The sequence below is a fragment of the Micromonospora sp. NPDC048843 genome (genome assembly GCF_040649965.1).
Taxonomy (GTDB): domain Bacteria; phylum Actinomycetota; class Actinomycetes; order Mycobacteriales; family Micromonosporaceae; genus Micromonospora; species Micromonospora hortensis.
The window spans coordinates 1-14523 of record NZ_JBEZGJ010000056.1 but is presented as its reverse complement, the minus strand read 5'-3'; the positions used below and the strand labels follow the sequence as shown (position 1 = coordinate 14523).

Genomic DNA, 14523 nt, shown 5'->3' with positions numbered 1-14523 from the left:
GTCAACCCTTCTGCCGGGAGGCGAGGTACATGGTGAGCGTGTCGGCCACCTGCGCCAGCGGTCTCGACTGCGCGAAGCCGTGGTGGGAGCAGTCGACGTCGTGCCGCAGGAGCCGGCCGGACACGTAGGCCTCCCACTGCCGGCTGCGGCGCACGGAGTCCGGGCCGTCGGCTGCGGCGGTGAAGAACAGCAGGTCACCGTCGTAGACGTCGGGCTCGTGCCGCCGGGCCAGCTCGATATGGTGCTCGATCACCTCTGTCACCACGCGCATCGTGGGCTCGTCCAGGCCGGCCAGTGCGCTGTCCTGCTCGCGAAGCACGGTGAGCACCGACTCCCGGTTGAGCCGTGTCCCCGCGGCCTGGCCGCCCAGCCCGGCCAGTTCCAGCAGTGCGCGGAGCATCTCCTGCTCGCTCGATCGGCCCTGCGGCCGCTCCTCCGACACCGCGGCGTCGAGGAGCGCCAGGACGGACACCTGCTCCCCCGCGCCCTGGAGCAGGGTCGCAATGGCCTGAGCCACCATGCCGCCGAACGACCATCCGAGGAGCCGGTACGGGCCGTGCGGCTGCACCGCGCGGATCTCGGCGAGGTAGTCCTCCGCCATCGCAACCACCGACTTCGGCCGGTCCTCCGGGTCGGTGAACCGGCGACTCTGGAGCCCGTGGACCGGCACCGGGCCCAGGTACCGGAGCAGAGGCGCGTAGCTCCAGCTCAGGCCCCCGACGGGATGGACGCAGAACAGTGGCGTGCCGGTCCCGCCGCGGCGCAGGGGTAGCAGGACGTCGAAGGCGGTGCCGGCGGCGACGTCGGCGCCGGTGGAGTCGAGCCGCGCCAGCAACCCGGCCGGGGTGGGCGCGTCGAACAAGGCATTGCCGGACACGTCGGCCCCGAAGGCCCGGCTCGCCCGCTGGGCCAACCGCATGGCCAGCAGCGAGTGTCCGCCGAGTTCGAAGAAGTTGTCGTCGGGACCGACCTGGGAGAGCCCGAGAACCTCGGCGAAGATCCCACACAGCACCTCCTCGCGCGGCCCGGTCGGCGGCCTGCCCCGCCGGTGCGTGGTCAGGTCCGGCGCCGGCAGCTTCGCCCGGTCCAGCTTCCCGTTGGGAGTCAGCGGGAACTGCTGGAGCGGCACGATCGCCGACGGCACCATCTGCTCGGGCAGCCACTGCCGCAGGTCGGCCCGCAGCGACTGGACGAAGGCCCCGAGGTCCGCCCCGGAGGGGTCGTTGGCGTACGCCGCCGGGTCGCTCCGCACCGGCCCGACCGGGGTCAGGTCGAGGGCTGCCGCACCGGTCACGAAGGCGATGTCCACAGCACCCAGCGGGTCGGCGTCCGACCAGGTCAGGGCCGCGTCGTAGCCCTGCTGCTCGCCCAACCGGCACATCGACTCGGGGTCCACCGCGCCGCCGTCCGGGCCGTCCAGGGCGGCCAGGGCGGCCAGGGCGGCCGCCGGCCGGCCGGCCTCGAACTCTCGCCACGCCGTGACCTCGTGCGCCGTCCGGGCATTGGGCACCCCGCACACCCGCAGCGCCGGCGGGCCCGCCTCGCGAAGGTACTCGGCCAGCCCGGCGACGTCGTCGACGTCCGTGCCCCACCGGAGCATCGGCAGCTCACCGCCGGGCACGGCTGTCGCCGGCCGCTTACGGATGACCGCGTCGTAGCGGTAGCGGCTCAGCTCGTTGTGGTAATCGCCCCGCTTGAGCCGGACGTCCACCCCAGCGACATCGGTGTGCCCACGGCCGAGGGCGACGAAGAACTCCGGGTCCAGCAACAGTTCCGTCTCCATGGAGACGGCCTGCTCGACCGTTCGGCGCAGGTGGGCGAGGTCGGTGCCCGGGGCGGCCCGGCGCAGGGCGACAGCGGTGGCGAAGCACCGCAGGGTGCGCAGCCCGCGAATGTCGCCTATGAAGGCGGCACCGCCCGGTGCGAGCAGGTCGACAGCCCTGGTGAGCACCGAGATCAGGTAGGCCGGGCTGGGGAAGTACTGGACGACCGAGTTGAGCACCACCGTGTCGAAGGTGCCGTGCGGCAGCCCTTCGACGTCGTCGGCGGCGCGGACCTCTAGCCGTACCCGGTCGGCCAGGCCGGGCACCTGCACGGTCTGCCGACGAAGTGCGTCGATCACCACCGGGGAAAGGTCGGTACCCAGGTACTCGTCGCAGTCCGGGGCGAGTTGGGACAGCAGCAGGCCGCTGCCGACGCCGATCTCCAACACCCGGCGTGGCCGCAACTCACGGATGCGCCGTACGGTGGCGTTCCGCCACTGCCGCATGTCCTCGAAGGGAAACGGTTCGCCGGTGTCACTCGACACCCAGCCCGAGTACCGCTCCTCGAAAACGGCGGCGTCGGCCTGTGCGTAGAGCGTGTCGTAGACCCCCTGCCACTCGTCGACCTGCCGTGCGCCCGGGTCGCCCTCCATGCCGTCGGCGGCGCGCTTGTCGGGCACCACGTACGCGACGAGTTGAGGGTGGTCGTCGGCCGTACGCCGAACGACCGCCGCGGCGCGGGACACGCCGGGGTGCCGGCGCAGCGCGTTCTCGATCTCGCCCAGTTCGATGCGGTAACCCCGGATCTTGACCTGGCCGTCGACCCGGCCCAGAAACTCCAGGGCGCCGTCGGTGCGGATCCGGGCGACATCACCGGTGCGGTACATGCGGCTGCCCAGCTCGCCCCACACGTCGGCCACGAACCGCTCACCGGTCAGACCCGGCCGCCGCAGGTAGCCCCGGGCGAGGCCGGTTCCGGCGAGGTAGATCTCGCCAGCCGAGCCGGGTGGCACCGGCCGCAACCGCGCGTCTAGGAGGTACACGCGGGTGTCGCGGATCGGCCGGCCGATCGGCACGTCGCCCGGACCGCACAGCGCGTACAGGCTGTCCCCGCTCGCCTCCGAGGCTCCGTACAGGTTCAGCAGCCGGGCATGCGGCAGGACCTCGGCGAACCGGCGGGCGTTGGCGACGGTGAGCGGCTCGCCGCTGCTGATCCACAGGGTGCAGCTGGCCAACTGGGCGGGATCCGCGTGTTCCAGCATCGCGGCGAGCAGGCTCGGCACGACGGTGATGCGGCCGATGCGGTGTGCGGCGATGAGGGCGGCCAGGCCGGCGGTGTCGGCGGCGGTGTCGGCGAGCACCGTCAGCACGCCGTGGGCCAGGGGGCCGAGCAGCTCGGTCGTGCCGTCGATGAAGCTCAGCGAACTCTTGGCACAGACCCGCTCGGCCTCGCCGTAGGGGAACTCGGCGGCACCCCAAGCCAGACGGTTGACCAGACCAGCATGGGTCTCCAGGACGCCTTTCGGAAGGCCCGTCGACCCCGATGTGTACACGAGGCAGGCCGTCGTGTCCGGCAGCAGCGGGGCACGTCGGTCGGCGTCGGTCGGGTCGGCGGCGTCCGACGCGTCGATCCGCGCCTTCACGGCCGGGTCGTCGAGGCACCGCACAGTGCCGACGGCCGGGTCGGCCCCGGCGGTGGCGCCACCGGTCAGCACCAGCACCGGCCGCGCGTCACGCAGCATGAAGTCGAGTCGGTCGGCGGGATACCGCGGATCCAGTGGCAGGTACGCCGCGCCGGACTTGAGGACCGCCAGCACCGCCACCACGAGGTCGAGCGTCCGGGGCAGCAGCAGGGCGACGACGCTCTCCGGTCCGGCGCCCTCGGTGATCAGCAGTCTGGCGAGCCGGTTTGCGCGGGCGTTCAGCTCCGCGTAGCTCAGCTCGCCGTCGACCGCGACGACGGCCGTGCGGTCCCCGCGGCGCCGCGCCTGGGACTCGACGAGATCCGGCAGGGTCATCGCACGGGTGAGCGCCGCGGCGTCGTTCCACTGCACCGCGCCTTGTTGGTAGTCCGGTCGGACCGGCATCGAGTTTCGTCCCTTCTCGGTGGCCTCACCGGCTGACGGTGCCTGGCTGCTCTCGGGTCGAACGGGCGGTCGGCTTTCAAGGCGTGGTCAGGACCCTGGCCAATTCGTCGATCGTGGGGTGGTCCCAGAGCACGGTCGCATCGACCGTGATCTTCAAGTGGTCCTCGATGTCGCTGGCCATGGCGAGCGCAAGGACGGAGTCCAGGCCGTATTCGCCGAGTGGCACGGTCGGGTCGATGGCATCCGCGGGGCGCTCGACGTAGACGGCGACCCGGTCGATCAGCCAGGTACGCAGCTCGTCGGGGGACTGCTCGCTGGCCGGGGCCGGCACGTTCTCCATGGGTACTCCTTTGCGGAAGGCGCGGTTCACGGTCGGCGGGTGGCCGGCAGCGGCCGGTCCACGAGCCCGAGGCCGAGCCCGGCCTCGTGACGCCGCAGCAGCTCGGCATACAGGTGGTGTTCGACGACGGTCGGCAGCACTGGTGCGGGACGCCCGGCGGCGGCGGCGTCGAGGCGGGCGAGGGCGGCGTGCAGCCAGTGCGGCTCGCCGAGGAAGCCGGCGCCCCGACGGTGGGCGTCCCGCCAGAGCCCGAAGCCGCAGGCGGCGGAGAAGACGGTGACGTAGTGGCCGGTCAGGTCGTACGCGGTGGCATCGGCCGGGAAGGCCAGCTCACGGGGGGTCAGCGCGGCGCACTCGCCGGTCAGCCGGCGGAACCGGCCGGCGAAGAGCTCGGCCAGCTCGCGTACGCCGCGCAGTTCCGGGTCAGAGCCGAGGTCGGACAGCCCAGCCGGCAGCGACGGCAGTACGCGGTCGCGCCCGCTCGTGCTGAGCCGCAGCGCGCCGAGGTCCAGCGGCGGCAGTTCCGCGCCAGGCCGGAACACGTCGTCCAGGGCCGGATCGGCGTCCCGCCAGGAACGCCGGGCGAGCAGCGGCAGCTGAGGCAGGATCGTCATCTGGCAGGCCGCCCGCGACACGTGCCCGAAGGCCACCGGCTTGAGGTCGCGGGCCAGCTTCTGGAAGATCGCGTGCTCGCCGTCGCGCAGGTAGAACTGGGCGCCGAGCACCGTGGCGAGCTGCCCCATCGTGTCCAGCAGTGTGGTGGCCAGGGCGTACTTGACCGCTGCGGCGTAGACGCTGGTCTGGTCGGGCAGCAGGTGCAGCGCGCGCAGCCCGGCCGATGCGATCGCCTCGCAGAGCAGCAGGTCGGCGAAGGCACCAGCCAGCAGGGCGCGCAGCACCGGCAGGTCGGCGGCGGTCCGGCCGTACAGCCGCCGGCGCAGCACGTGGTCGAGGGTGACCCGCAGCCCGGTGTCCAGGACCGCCGTCGTCATCGCCGGCAGCGCGGTGCGGGTGAGCTGGAACGAGCGCATAGCGGTTTCCAGCCCCTGCCCCGGCGCCCCGAGCAGGCTGGCCGGGTCGACCGGGCAGTCGTCAAACTCGATGCCGCCGAGCTGCACCCCGCGCATGCCGACGCTACGGAACCGCGGCAGCTCACGGTGGCGGCCGGCGGGCAGGGCGGCCCGGTCGACCAGCAGTTGTGAGTGGCTGCGCCGGCCGGGCGCCGGGTCGGTGCGGGCGAACAGCACCAGCGCGTCGGCCCGGGCGACATTGGTGACGACCTCCTTGCGGCCGTGCAGCAGCAGCCGGTCGCCGTCGCGGCGGGCGGACATCTCGGTGGCGGCCATGTCGTTGCCGTGTGCGAGCTCGTGGTAGGCCACCGCGATCCGCCGACCGGCGAGCAGCAGGCCGGCGGCGGCACGGCGTTGCGCGGCGTCGCCCGCGGCCCACACGTTCGTCGCGGCGATCAGCGTGCTCGCGCCGTAGCCCAAACCAAGCGCCGGGTCCCGGCGGTACAGCACGCGCATCACGTCGACCAGTTCGTCCGCCCGGTCCAGCCGGCCGCCCTCGGCGACCGGCACAAACTCGGCGTTCAGCCGGTACGCGGTCAGGGCCTGCTCGGCGCCCGGGGCGACCTCCTCGCGCTCGTCGGCGGCGAGTGTGGCGGCGAAGCCGAACGGGTTGTCCGCATCGGCCGGGTCGCCGAGTAGCCGCTCCAGCCGATCTGCGCGGGAGCCCACGTCCGCGGTGGTCACTCCGGCTCCTTCCGGTGCAGCAGCGAGACCGGGCGGCCGCCGGCGAGGAGATGACCGGCCAGCTGGTCCCAAGTGTCGGGGGCGGGTCCGCCGGCGCCCAGCCGGGCGAGTGCGTGGCCCACAGCGGCCCGTGCCCACAGCCCGTCACGCCAGAGGGGCTCGTCCCGGCGGCGGGGATTGGCCAGCCACAGGTGCAGGGCGGCTGCGCCGGCGTGGACCAGTTCGTAACGCTCGGCGAGCGCGAACGCCTCAGCCGGTACGTCGCGCGATCCCGGCCGGTGGCGGGCCAGGTCGGCGTGCAGGGCATCGGACACCGCGGCGAGCCGGCGGGCTGGCTCGGCGAGCGCGTCCGGTGCCGCGGCGGCGGCCGCCGGGAGGGCCCGCACCACCGTGCTGCCGGCCCGGGCCACCAGCCGGAGCGCGCCCGGGTCGAGCTTCGGCAGCGGCTGGTCCAGCCGCGCCGCCGCGGGCACCCCGGCCGGCTCGCGGCGGGTGCGTGCCAGCGCCGGGAACTGCGAGATCAGCGCGCTGCGGTTGACCAGTGTGGTGCCGTCGAAGACGGCGACGATCCGGTGGTCGCGGTCGAGTCTGGCCATCGCGCCGTGGGCGTGCACGTCGGTGAGGAACGCCCGGGTGCCGAGGATCTCGGCAGCCCGGTCGACGGCCCGCTGCACGTTCTCGGGGACGAACGCCTTGGTGATCGCGGAGACCACGCTGAGCTCGTCCGGGGCGGTGTGTGCGGTCCGAGCCCCGACGACCAGCGTGGCCTCGGCGAGCAGCAGCCCGGCGGCGATGTCGGCCAGCTCACGTCGGACGAACGGCAGCTCGGCGAGCGGCCGGCCGTAGAGTTCCCGCCCCGCGGCGAACGTCCGGGCGAGCCCCAGTGCGTGATCGCCGGCGCCGAGGCTGAGCGCACCGCACGCCGTACGTGTCAATTGCAGTGCCTTGAGGACGGTCTCGGCGCCGCCGCCCTCCTCGCCGACCAGTGCGGACGCGGGCACCTCGGCGCCGTGGAACGTGATGCCGCTGATGTCGGCCCCGCGGATGCCGTGCGTGCGGATCTTGTCGGTGTACGTGTAGCTGCCCGGCCGGAGCTCCGCCTTGTCGACGAGAAGGAGGCTGAAGCCGCGGGCGCCGCCGGCCGGCCGGGTGCGGGCCAGGACGCAGATCAGGCCGGCCCGGGTGGCGTTGTTGATCAGCCACTTCCCGCCCTCCAGCCGCCAACTCCCGGACGGCGTACGGGTCGCCGAGAGCTCACCGGCCAGCAGGTCGCTGCCGTGCCCGCGCTCGGTCAGCCCCCACGAGACCACGGCCCCGGCGGCGATCCGCTCGGCCAGCCCGGCGGCCTGCTCCGCAGTGCCGGCGACCCACACCGACACCGCGCCGAGGAAGGTCTTGCCGTGCGCGATCGCGACCGTGAGGTCGTGTCGGGCGACGGCGCGAACCGCCTCGCACAGCTCGTCCAGCGCGACGAGGTCGCCGCCGTGCTCGGCCGGGACATACTGCCGGGCCAGTCCGAGGCCGTCGAGCGCGGCGCAGGCCTCCGCCGGGAACGCCTCGCGCTCGTCGAGGGTGGCGAGCCATCCCGGGTCGAAGGCGGACCCGGGTGAGGTGAGCCGGTCCAGCGCGGCGCCGAGGTGCCGGCTGCCGGGCGGGCCGAGGAGAACGCTGCTCACCGGGCATCACCGCTGCGAACAAGGTGCTCGTCCTGATCGACGTGCAGAGCACCGAGTTCGCGCTGGAGGTAGAGATCGCGCATGGCGGAGCGCTGGATCTTGCCGCTGGTGGTGCGCCGGACACTGCCGCGGCGCAGCAGCGCGACGCCGCCCGCCCGGATGCCGAACTCGCGGGCGACGGTCTGCCGCATGTTGCGCGCCAGCTCGGCGAGCGCACCGGGGTCGAGGCGGCCCTTGACCTCGTGGGTGACGACCAGCACCTCGTCGCCGGCCGGTCCGGACGGGACGGTGAAGACCGCGCCGACGGCGGAGTCCAGTTCCCGGTGCTGGAGGCGCAGCTCGTGCTCGATGTCCTGCGGGTAGAGGTTGCGGCCGCGAATGACCATCGTCTCCTTGATCCGGCCGGTGACGTACAGCTCGCCGTCGTGCAGCACGCCCAGGTCTCCGGTACGCAGGAAGCCCTCCTCGCCGCCGGCGGTGCGGTGGCCGAACGTGGCGGCGGTGGCTGCGGGCTCCTGCCAGTAGCCGTGGCTCACGCTGCCGCCGCGCAGCCAGATCTCGCCGACCTCGTTCGCGCCGAGCACCGTGCCGCTGTCCGGGTCGACGATCCGGACGTCGAGGTCGTGCACCGCCCCGCAGCTGACCAGGTCACGGCCGCGCGTACCCGAGGCGATCTCGAACCGGTGCGCCGCCAGCCGGTCGGCGTCGACGCGGTCCACGCGAGTCGCGCGCCTGGCCGTTCCGGAGACGAACACCGTCGCCTCGGCCATGCCGAAGCAGGGCAGCATCGTCTCCGGCCGGAAGCCGACACCGGCGAAGCGCTCCCGGAACGCGTCGAGCACGCTCGCCACGACCGGCTCGGAGCCGTTGATCGCGTAGCGCCACCCGCTCAGATCGACGCCGTTCAGGTGCTCGTCGCGGACCCGCCGGACACACAGGTCGTAGGCGAAGCTCGGTGCCGCGCTGAGCTGGATGTCCAGCTGGTGCACCATCCGCAACCACAGGTGCGGCCGTTTCAGGAAAGTGGCCGGGCGCATGAGGGCGGTGCTGCCGCCGTACAGCAGCGGCGGCGTGATCAGACCCATCAGGCCCATGTCGTGGTAGTTCGGGATCCAGCCGCCGAACCGGGTGCCCGCGTCCAAACCGAGTCCGGTCCGCACCGCCTCCGCGTTCACGAGCAGGTTGCCGTGGGCGATCATCACGCCCTTTGGATCAGCGGTGGACCCGGAGGTGTACTGAAGGAGAGCGAGAGTGTCCCGGTCGGCGGGGTGGATCCGGCATCGGTCGGGATCCGCGTCGATCGTGTCGGTGGCGGTGACCTCGACCCCCGTCATGGCATCGGCGGCCCAGCCGGCGACCGCGTCGCGACTCTCGGAGTCGGTGCACACGATGCTCGCGCCGGAGTTCACGGCGATGGCCCGGGCGCGTCGCTGCTCGTGCCGGTAAGCGCCCGGAATCGGTGCGGGCAGCGCGACCATGCCGGCGTAGAGGCAGCCGAGGAACGCGGCGACGAAGTCGTGTCCGCTGGGATAGAACAGCAGCACGCGGTCTCCCCGGGCGCCCCGCTCCTGAAGCCAGGCGGCCACGCGCCGGGCCTGCTCGTCCAGCCGCCCGTAGGACCACCACCGGATCCCGTCCGGCTCGTCCGGGTCGGTCACCTGGGCAACCGCGAGCCGCTCCGGGTGCCGGGCGACGTGCCACCGGATCACCTCGGTCACGCTGGTGGCGCTGGTGAGATCCACCGTCATCGGAACGCTCCTCCTCAGTCCGACATCGCCACGAGCACGCGGCGGTCGCCGGTGAACGGCCGCCGGCCGTGGCCGACCAGGACGTTGTCGGTCAGCAGCAGGTCCCCGACCCGCCAGTCGACGTCGACGGCGTTCTCCAGACCGCGGTCGCGGACCTGCACCGCGTACTCCGCCGGGATGGGGCTGCCGTCGGCGAACGCGACCGACTGGGGCAGTTCCTCCGGCGGCATGATCTGCGCCAGCTCAGCGGCGGTCTCGTCGCCGAGCCCGGCCGGGTGCCACTGGTCGGACTGGTTGAACCAGACCTCCTCACCGGTCACCGGGTGGCGGGCGAACGACGGGCGCAGCTGGCTGATCCGTAGGGTGCCGTCGTTCCGCCAGGACCACTCAGCCTCGGTACCGGCGAGAAACCTCTCCACCTGCTCGCGACTGTCCGTCTCGAAGGTGTCCTGCCAGCTCTTACCGAGGCCGTAGCCGTCGTGCAGGTTCTGCTGGTACCGAACTCCGGGGGCGAACCGCTCGCGCACCTCGTCGTCGAGCGAGGTCAGCCAGAGCCGGCCGTCGACCACCGGGGTGGCGCCGCCGGTGCCCGGGGCGACCGCACAGTAGAACAGCAGACGGGAGGGCCACATGTGCGCGTACGAGAGCTCGTTGTGCATCGAGATGGTCAGCTCGGGCGGGTACTCGGTGGAGGTGTAGACGTTCTCGCCGACCTTCGTCCGCGGGGAGTTGCCGTGCACGTACGCGAGCCGGTTCGGCAGCAACTGGTCGAAGACGCGGTCGAGGTCCCGCTCGCCGACGTGGAAGTCGCGCAGGACGATCGCCTTGTTGCGGACCAGCTCGTCGGCGAGGCCGCCGGTACCGCTCAGGTAGTCGACGAGTCCGTCGGCGGTGGCGGCGACGCCAACGGCTGCCGGGCGAACCTCGAGCGGTCGCCAGTCGTTTGGGTCGGCCATCACGGAGCCTTTCGGGTCGGTAGGCGGAAGAACTCGACGATGCTTTTGTTCACCGCGCCGGGATCCTCGAGGTAGCCGTAGTGGCCGCAGTCGGGGAGCACCTCGAAGGTCGCGCCGGGAATCGCCCGCGCCACCTCCCGTCCGAGGTACGGCGGTGTGACCAGATCGTCAGCGAACGCGATGACGTGGCAGGGCGCGGTGATCCGCGCGTACGCACCGAGTCGGTCGGACGGGTCGATGTCGAGCTGGGCACGGTAGCCGGGTCCGCCGAGCCCGTTCAACTCGAAGACGTCGAGCCAGTCGGCGATCGCCCGCTCGTCGTCGAGGCTGCGCGGGGACAGGTTCTGCATGGCGCGGACCACCGCGTCGTAGCGGACCGGCAGGGCGATGCCACTGTCGTACAGCTCCCGGTCGGCGCGGCCGAGGGCGGCGCGGAACGCGTCCAGGCGTCCCCGAGTGGCGATGAGCACCGCCTGGCGCACCAGGTCCGGACGGGCCAGCGCCAGCTCCTGCACGACGAAGGAGCCCATCGAGGTGCCGACGAACCGGCACGGCCCCAGCCGCAACTCCTCGACCAGTCGCACCAGGTCGGAGACCAGGTCGGTGATGCCGAAGCCGCGGTCGCACAGGTGGCTCGGGGCGACGCCCCGGTTGGTCGGGGTGATCGCGGTGAACCCCGCACCGACCAGCGCGGGGACCTGGTGCAGGTGCCAGACCCGGCCGCTGCTTCCGGTGCCCATCACCAGGATCACGGGCTCGCCGTCGCCGGCGCGGTCGTAGTGCACCCGAACGCCGTCGTTGAGCAGGACCGGCATCGTCTTCCCTCCTTCCGCCCCGACCGGTTCAGCCGGCGGTGGCCGGCTCGCCCTCGCCCTCCATGGCCCGGATCAGGCTCTTGGGCCGCATGTCGGTCCAGTTCTGCTCGATGTAGTCGAGGCAGCTCTGCCGGTCGGTCTCCGGCAGGACCACCGTCCAGCCGCCGGGAACCTCGGCGAACGCCGGCCACAGCGAGTGCTGACCCTCGTCGTTCACGAGGACCAGGTACGTGCCGTCCGGGTTCTCGAAGGGGTTCGTCATCGTGGTGTTCCTTCCGTGTGGTCCCCGGGCACCGTGCCCGGGGGTGAGCGGTGTCAGCGGACCGCGGTGCGCCAGCCGTACGGGTCGGGGACGACGCCGCGCTGCACCGCGACCAGGGCGTCGCGCAACCGGCCGCAGACCTTGCCCGGCTCGCCCGCACCGGCGTCGAAGCCGCCGTCCTCGGTGACGACCCGGCCGATCGGGGTGAGCACCGCGGCGGTGCCGCAGGCGAACGCTTCGGTGATCACGCCCGACGCGACCTCGTCGCGCCACTGCGACAGCGACACCGGCCGCTCCGCGCAGGGCAGCCCGAGGCCGGCGGAGAGCGTGAGGATCGACTCGCGGGTGACGCCGGGCAGCAGGGTGCCGGTCAGCGGCGGGGTGGTCAGGACGTCCCGGCCGCCTTCGCGGCGGACGAAGAAGATGTTCATCCCGCCCATCTCCTCGACCCACCGGCGTTCCGTCGCGTCCAGCCAGACCACCTGCTGGCAGTCGTGCTCGGCGGCCTGCTGCTGGGCCAGATACGTGGGCGCGTAGTTGCCGCCGTACTTGATGTCCCCGGTGCCGCCGGGCGCCGCCCGGATGTAGTCGCGACCGGCCCACACCGAGACCGGCCCGGCGGTGGAGCCGAAAAAGCTCTCGGTGACGAAGGCGACGACGAGGAAGCGATAGGTGGCCGCCGGGCGCAGGGCCAGTGACGCGTCCGCGGCGAACATCAGCGGGCGCAGGTAGAGGCTGCGAGCCTCCTCGTACGGCACCCACGCCTCGTCGGTACGGACGAGCGCGCTCAACGCGGCGACGAAGTCGTCGACGGCCAGCGCTGGCATCGCGAGGCGGGCGGCCGACCGCTGAAAGCGGCGCCCGTGGTCGGCGGCGCGGAACAGCACGGGCACACCGTCGGGTCGGCGGAACGCCTTCAGCCCCTCGAAGACCGACTGCCCGTAGTGCAGGGCGACCGTGGCCGGATCAAGCCGCAGCGGGCGGTAGGGCACGATCTCGGTGGCGTGCCACCCGTGCTCCGGCGACCAGCGCGCGGAAATCATGTGCTCGGTGAGTGCGGTGCCGAAGGCCGGGGCAGCGGTTCCGGCCCGGCGCTCGGCTGGGGTGGCCCGCTGGGCGAGGGCGAGCGAGTGGTCTGCCCACCGGATGCCGGTGGCCGGCATGGTGCTGGTCGTGGGCGCCATCGTCACACCGCCGGGCTGAAGAAGAAGGTGTCGCGGCGGGCGAACCGCCCGTCCGGACCCAACTCGAAGAAGTCGGCGAACCGCAGCTCCACCTTCTGCCCGTCCTTGAGCGTGCCGGCGAATTCACCATGCGTCGCGACCCGGTTGCCGTCGGCCACCGCACTCGCGATCGAATGGTGGCCCTCCGCGATGACTCGTTCGTCGACATAAAATCGGCGAAGGTCCGCGTGCCCGCGCATAGGCGGATAACCAGGACGGTAATAAACGGCGTCCGGCGCGAACAGATCGATCAGCGCGGGTACGTCGTCGGCGTCCACGACCTCGTAGTAGCGCAGAACGGATGCGATATCGGAATTTTCGGCAGTCATGGCCGTCCCCCATGGAATTGGCCTTAATTGTCTTTTCCGCCAGCGACCCAGAAAGTAGGCGTCAACCACACCGCGAACAAGCATTGCGGGTTGCGGCCCGCATCGAAACCATATGAACACACCCGCACCCGGTCAACCCCTGTCTACCAACCCGAAATGACATAGGGGTCGAGCCCCTAAGCACATCATCGGGTGTGTTGTGCACGTCCCGAGAATCCGGGCCGAAGGATTGAGCAGCATTGACCGCGTTCAAGATTGTTTGTTAGGCTCACCGCCGGACACTAACCAACGAATGCCTACGGGTTGAGCTGGAGATAGACCGCAGCGCGGGATTCGGCGCCCATCCGAGTCGGCTACACGGGCGAATTACACGGCATGAGTGAACTCATGATCTGGTCGACGTAAGTGCGCACGGCAGACGAGCCGACCGCGGAAATCACAGAGGCCGGGTTCACCGAGCCAACGCTCAACGACGTCTACCCGGCCTTCGCCGACCGCGGCACCGAGGCCCTCACCCACCGTTGAGACCCGCCGGCACCGCGTCCACTCTGCACGAAAGCGGGAACGCCATGTCCACAGCCGTCCGCACCCCCGCCCTGGTGACCCGGGACTGGCGCGGCAGCAGTCACGCCGTCCAGTTCGCCGCGCTGACTGGACGCGCCCTGCGCGCGCTGGTCACCAACCGCCGGGTCGCCCTGTTCGGCCTACTCCAGCCGATCATCATGCTGGTGCTGTTCACCCAGGTGTTCGGTGCGATGGCGGACACCGACGCGTTTCCACACCAGGTCGCGTACATCGACTACCTGCTGCCCGCCCTGATGGTGACCACCGGCATCGGCCCGGCGGTGGCCTCCGGTTCGACGCTCGTGCGGGACATGGAGAACGGGCTGGTGACCCGCCTGCGTGCGCTGCCGGTGAGTCTGCACTGGGTGCCGACGGCCCGCAGCCTGGCCGACGTGACCCGGGCGGCCGCGCAGGTACTGACGCTGGTGGTGACGGCCCTGCTGGTCTTCGGCTTCCGCCCGGCCGGCGGGTTCGCGGGGGTGGCCGCCGCCTACGCGGTGGCGATGCTGACCATCTGGACGCTGGTCTGGGTGTTCCTCGCGCTGGCCTCCTGGGTGCGCAACCTCGAGGTCATGCAGAGCATCGGCTTCTTCGTGGTGTTCCCGTTGATGTTCGCGTCCAACGCGTTCGTTCCGACGTATCTCATGCCCGGCTGGCTGCAGGCGGTCACCGCGGTCAACCCCCTCTCGTACTCGATCGACGCGACCCGCCGGCTCGCGCTCGGCTGGCCGGTCGGTACGTCGGTAGTGATGTCGGTCTCGGTGTGCCTGCTCCTGCTGGCCATCACGACGACGCTCGCCGGACGCTGGTTCCGCCGCCCTCCGGTCACCTGACCAGAGTTCATCGACAGATCCACGACCGATGACGGGAGGTAACATGACCGACGCCGCCCTCTATTGACGATCAGCGTCTTCGACGGACGCGATACGTCGTTCAGACATGGAGGAAACAATGCGTTTGATCGAACGCGAGGACGCCGAGTCACTACTCAAACAAGCGTTGACCG

At 71.8% G+C, this 14523-nt stretch carries 11 protein-coding genes; 1 reads left to right on the top strand and 10 read right to left on the bottom strand.

The window, feature by feature from the left end:
* Window position 1: 1 nt before the first annotated feature.
* The 10 genes from AB0C20_RS15605 to AB0C20_RS15560 form a co-directional block, all read right to left on the bottom strand.
* Window positions 2-3850: an amino acid adenylation domain-containing protein gene (locus AB0C20_RS15605; RefSeq protein ID WP_357568240.1), complete on the bottom strand. Its 3849-nt coding sequence runs from the start codon at window positions 3848-3850 to the stop codon at window positions 2-4.
* Window positions 3851-3926: 76 nt separating this feature from the next.
* The gene (locus AB0C20_RS15600) at window positions 3927-4190 is read right to left on the bottom strand and encodes an acyl carrier protein (RefSeq protein ID WP_357568239.1); all 264 of its coding nucleotides are present in this window, start codon (window positions 4188-4190) and stop codon (window positions 3927-3929) included.
* Window positions 4191-4216: 26 nt separating this feature from the next.
* Window positions 4217-5944, bottom strand: a complete 1728-nt coding sequence (locus tag AB0C20_RS15595; protein ID WP_357568238.1) for an acyl-CoA dehydrogenase — start codon at window positions 5942-5944, stop codon at window positions 4217-4219.
* Window positions 5941-7620, bottom strand: a complete 1680-nt coding sequence (locus AB0C20_RS15590; protein ID WP_357568237.1) for an acyl-CoA dehydrogenase family protein — start codon at window positions 7618-7620, stop codon at window positions 5941-5943. The genes AB0C20_RS15595 and AB0C20_RS15590 overlap by 4 nt, the downstream gene beginning before the upstream one ends.
* The gene (locus AB0C20_RS15585) at window positions 7617-9368 is read right to left on the bottom strand and encodes a fatty acyl-AMP ligase (protein WP_357568236.1); all 1752 of its coding nucleotides are present in this window, start codon (window positions 9366-9368) and stop codon (window positions 7617-7619) included. Before AB0C20_RS15585 ends, AB0C20_RS15590 begins: the two co-directional genes overlap by 4 nt.
* Before the next feature lie 14 nt (window positions 9369-9382).
* Complete coding sequence (locus AB0C20_RS15580; RefSeq protein ID WP_357568235.1) at window positions 9383-10324, bottom strand: TauD/TfdA family dioxygenase; 942 nt, start codon at window positions 10322-10324, stop codon at window positions 9383-9385.
* A complete protein-coding gene (locus AB0C20_RS15575) occupies window positions 10324-11139 on the bottom strand; it encodes an alpha/beta hydrolase (protein ID WP_357568234.1) in 816 nt (271 codons plus the stop codon). Before AB0C20_RS15575 ends, AB0C20_RS15580 begins: the two co-directional genes overlap by 1 nt.
* Window positions 11140-11167: 28 nt before the next feature.
* Window positions 11168-11401: an MbtH family protein gene (locus AB0C20_RS15570; protein ID WP_357568233.1), complete on the bottom strand. Its 234-nt coding sequence runs from the start codon at window positions 11399-11401 to the stop codon at window positions 11168-11170.
* Window positions 11402-11454: 53 nt separating this feature from the next.
* On the bottom strand, window positions 11455-12585 hold the full coding sequence (locus AB0C20_RS15565) for a branched-chain amino acid aminotransferase (RefSeq protein ID WP_357568232.1): 1131 nt from the start codon (window positions 12583-12585) through the stop codon (window positions 11455-11457).
* A gap of 2 nt (window positions 12586-12587) precedes the next feature.
* Window positions 12588-12953 (bottom strand): nuclear transport factor 2 family protein, encoded by a 366-nt coding sequence (locus AB0C20_RS15560; RefSeq protein ID WP_357568231.1) that lies wholly within the window; start codon window positions 12951-12953, stop codon window positions 12588-12590.
* 569 nt (window positions 12954-13522) lie between these two features.
* Here AB0C20_RS15560 and AB0C20_RS15555 point away from each other — a divergent pair.
* The gene (locus AB0C20_RS15555) at window positions 13523-14350 is read left to right on the top strand and encodes an ABC transporter permease (protein WP_357568230.1); all 828 of its coding nucleotides are present in this window, start codon (window positions 13523-13525) and stop codon (window positions 14348-14350) included.
* Window positions 14351-14523 lie beyond the last annotated feature (173 nt).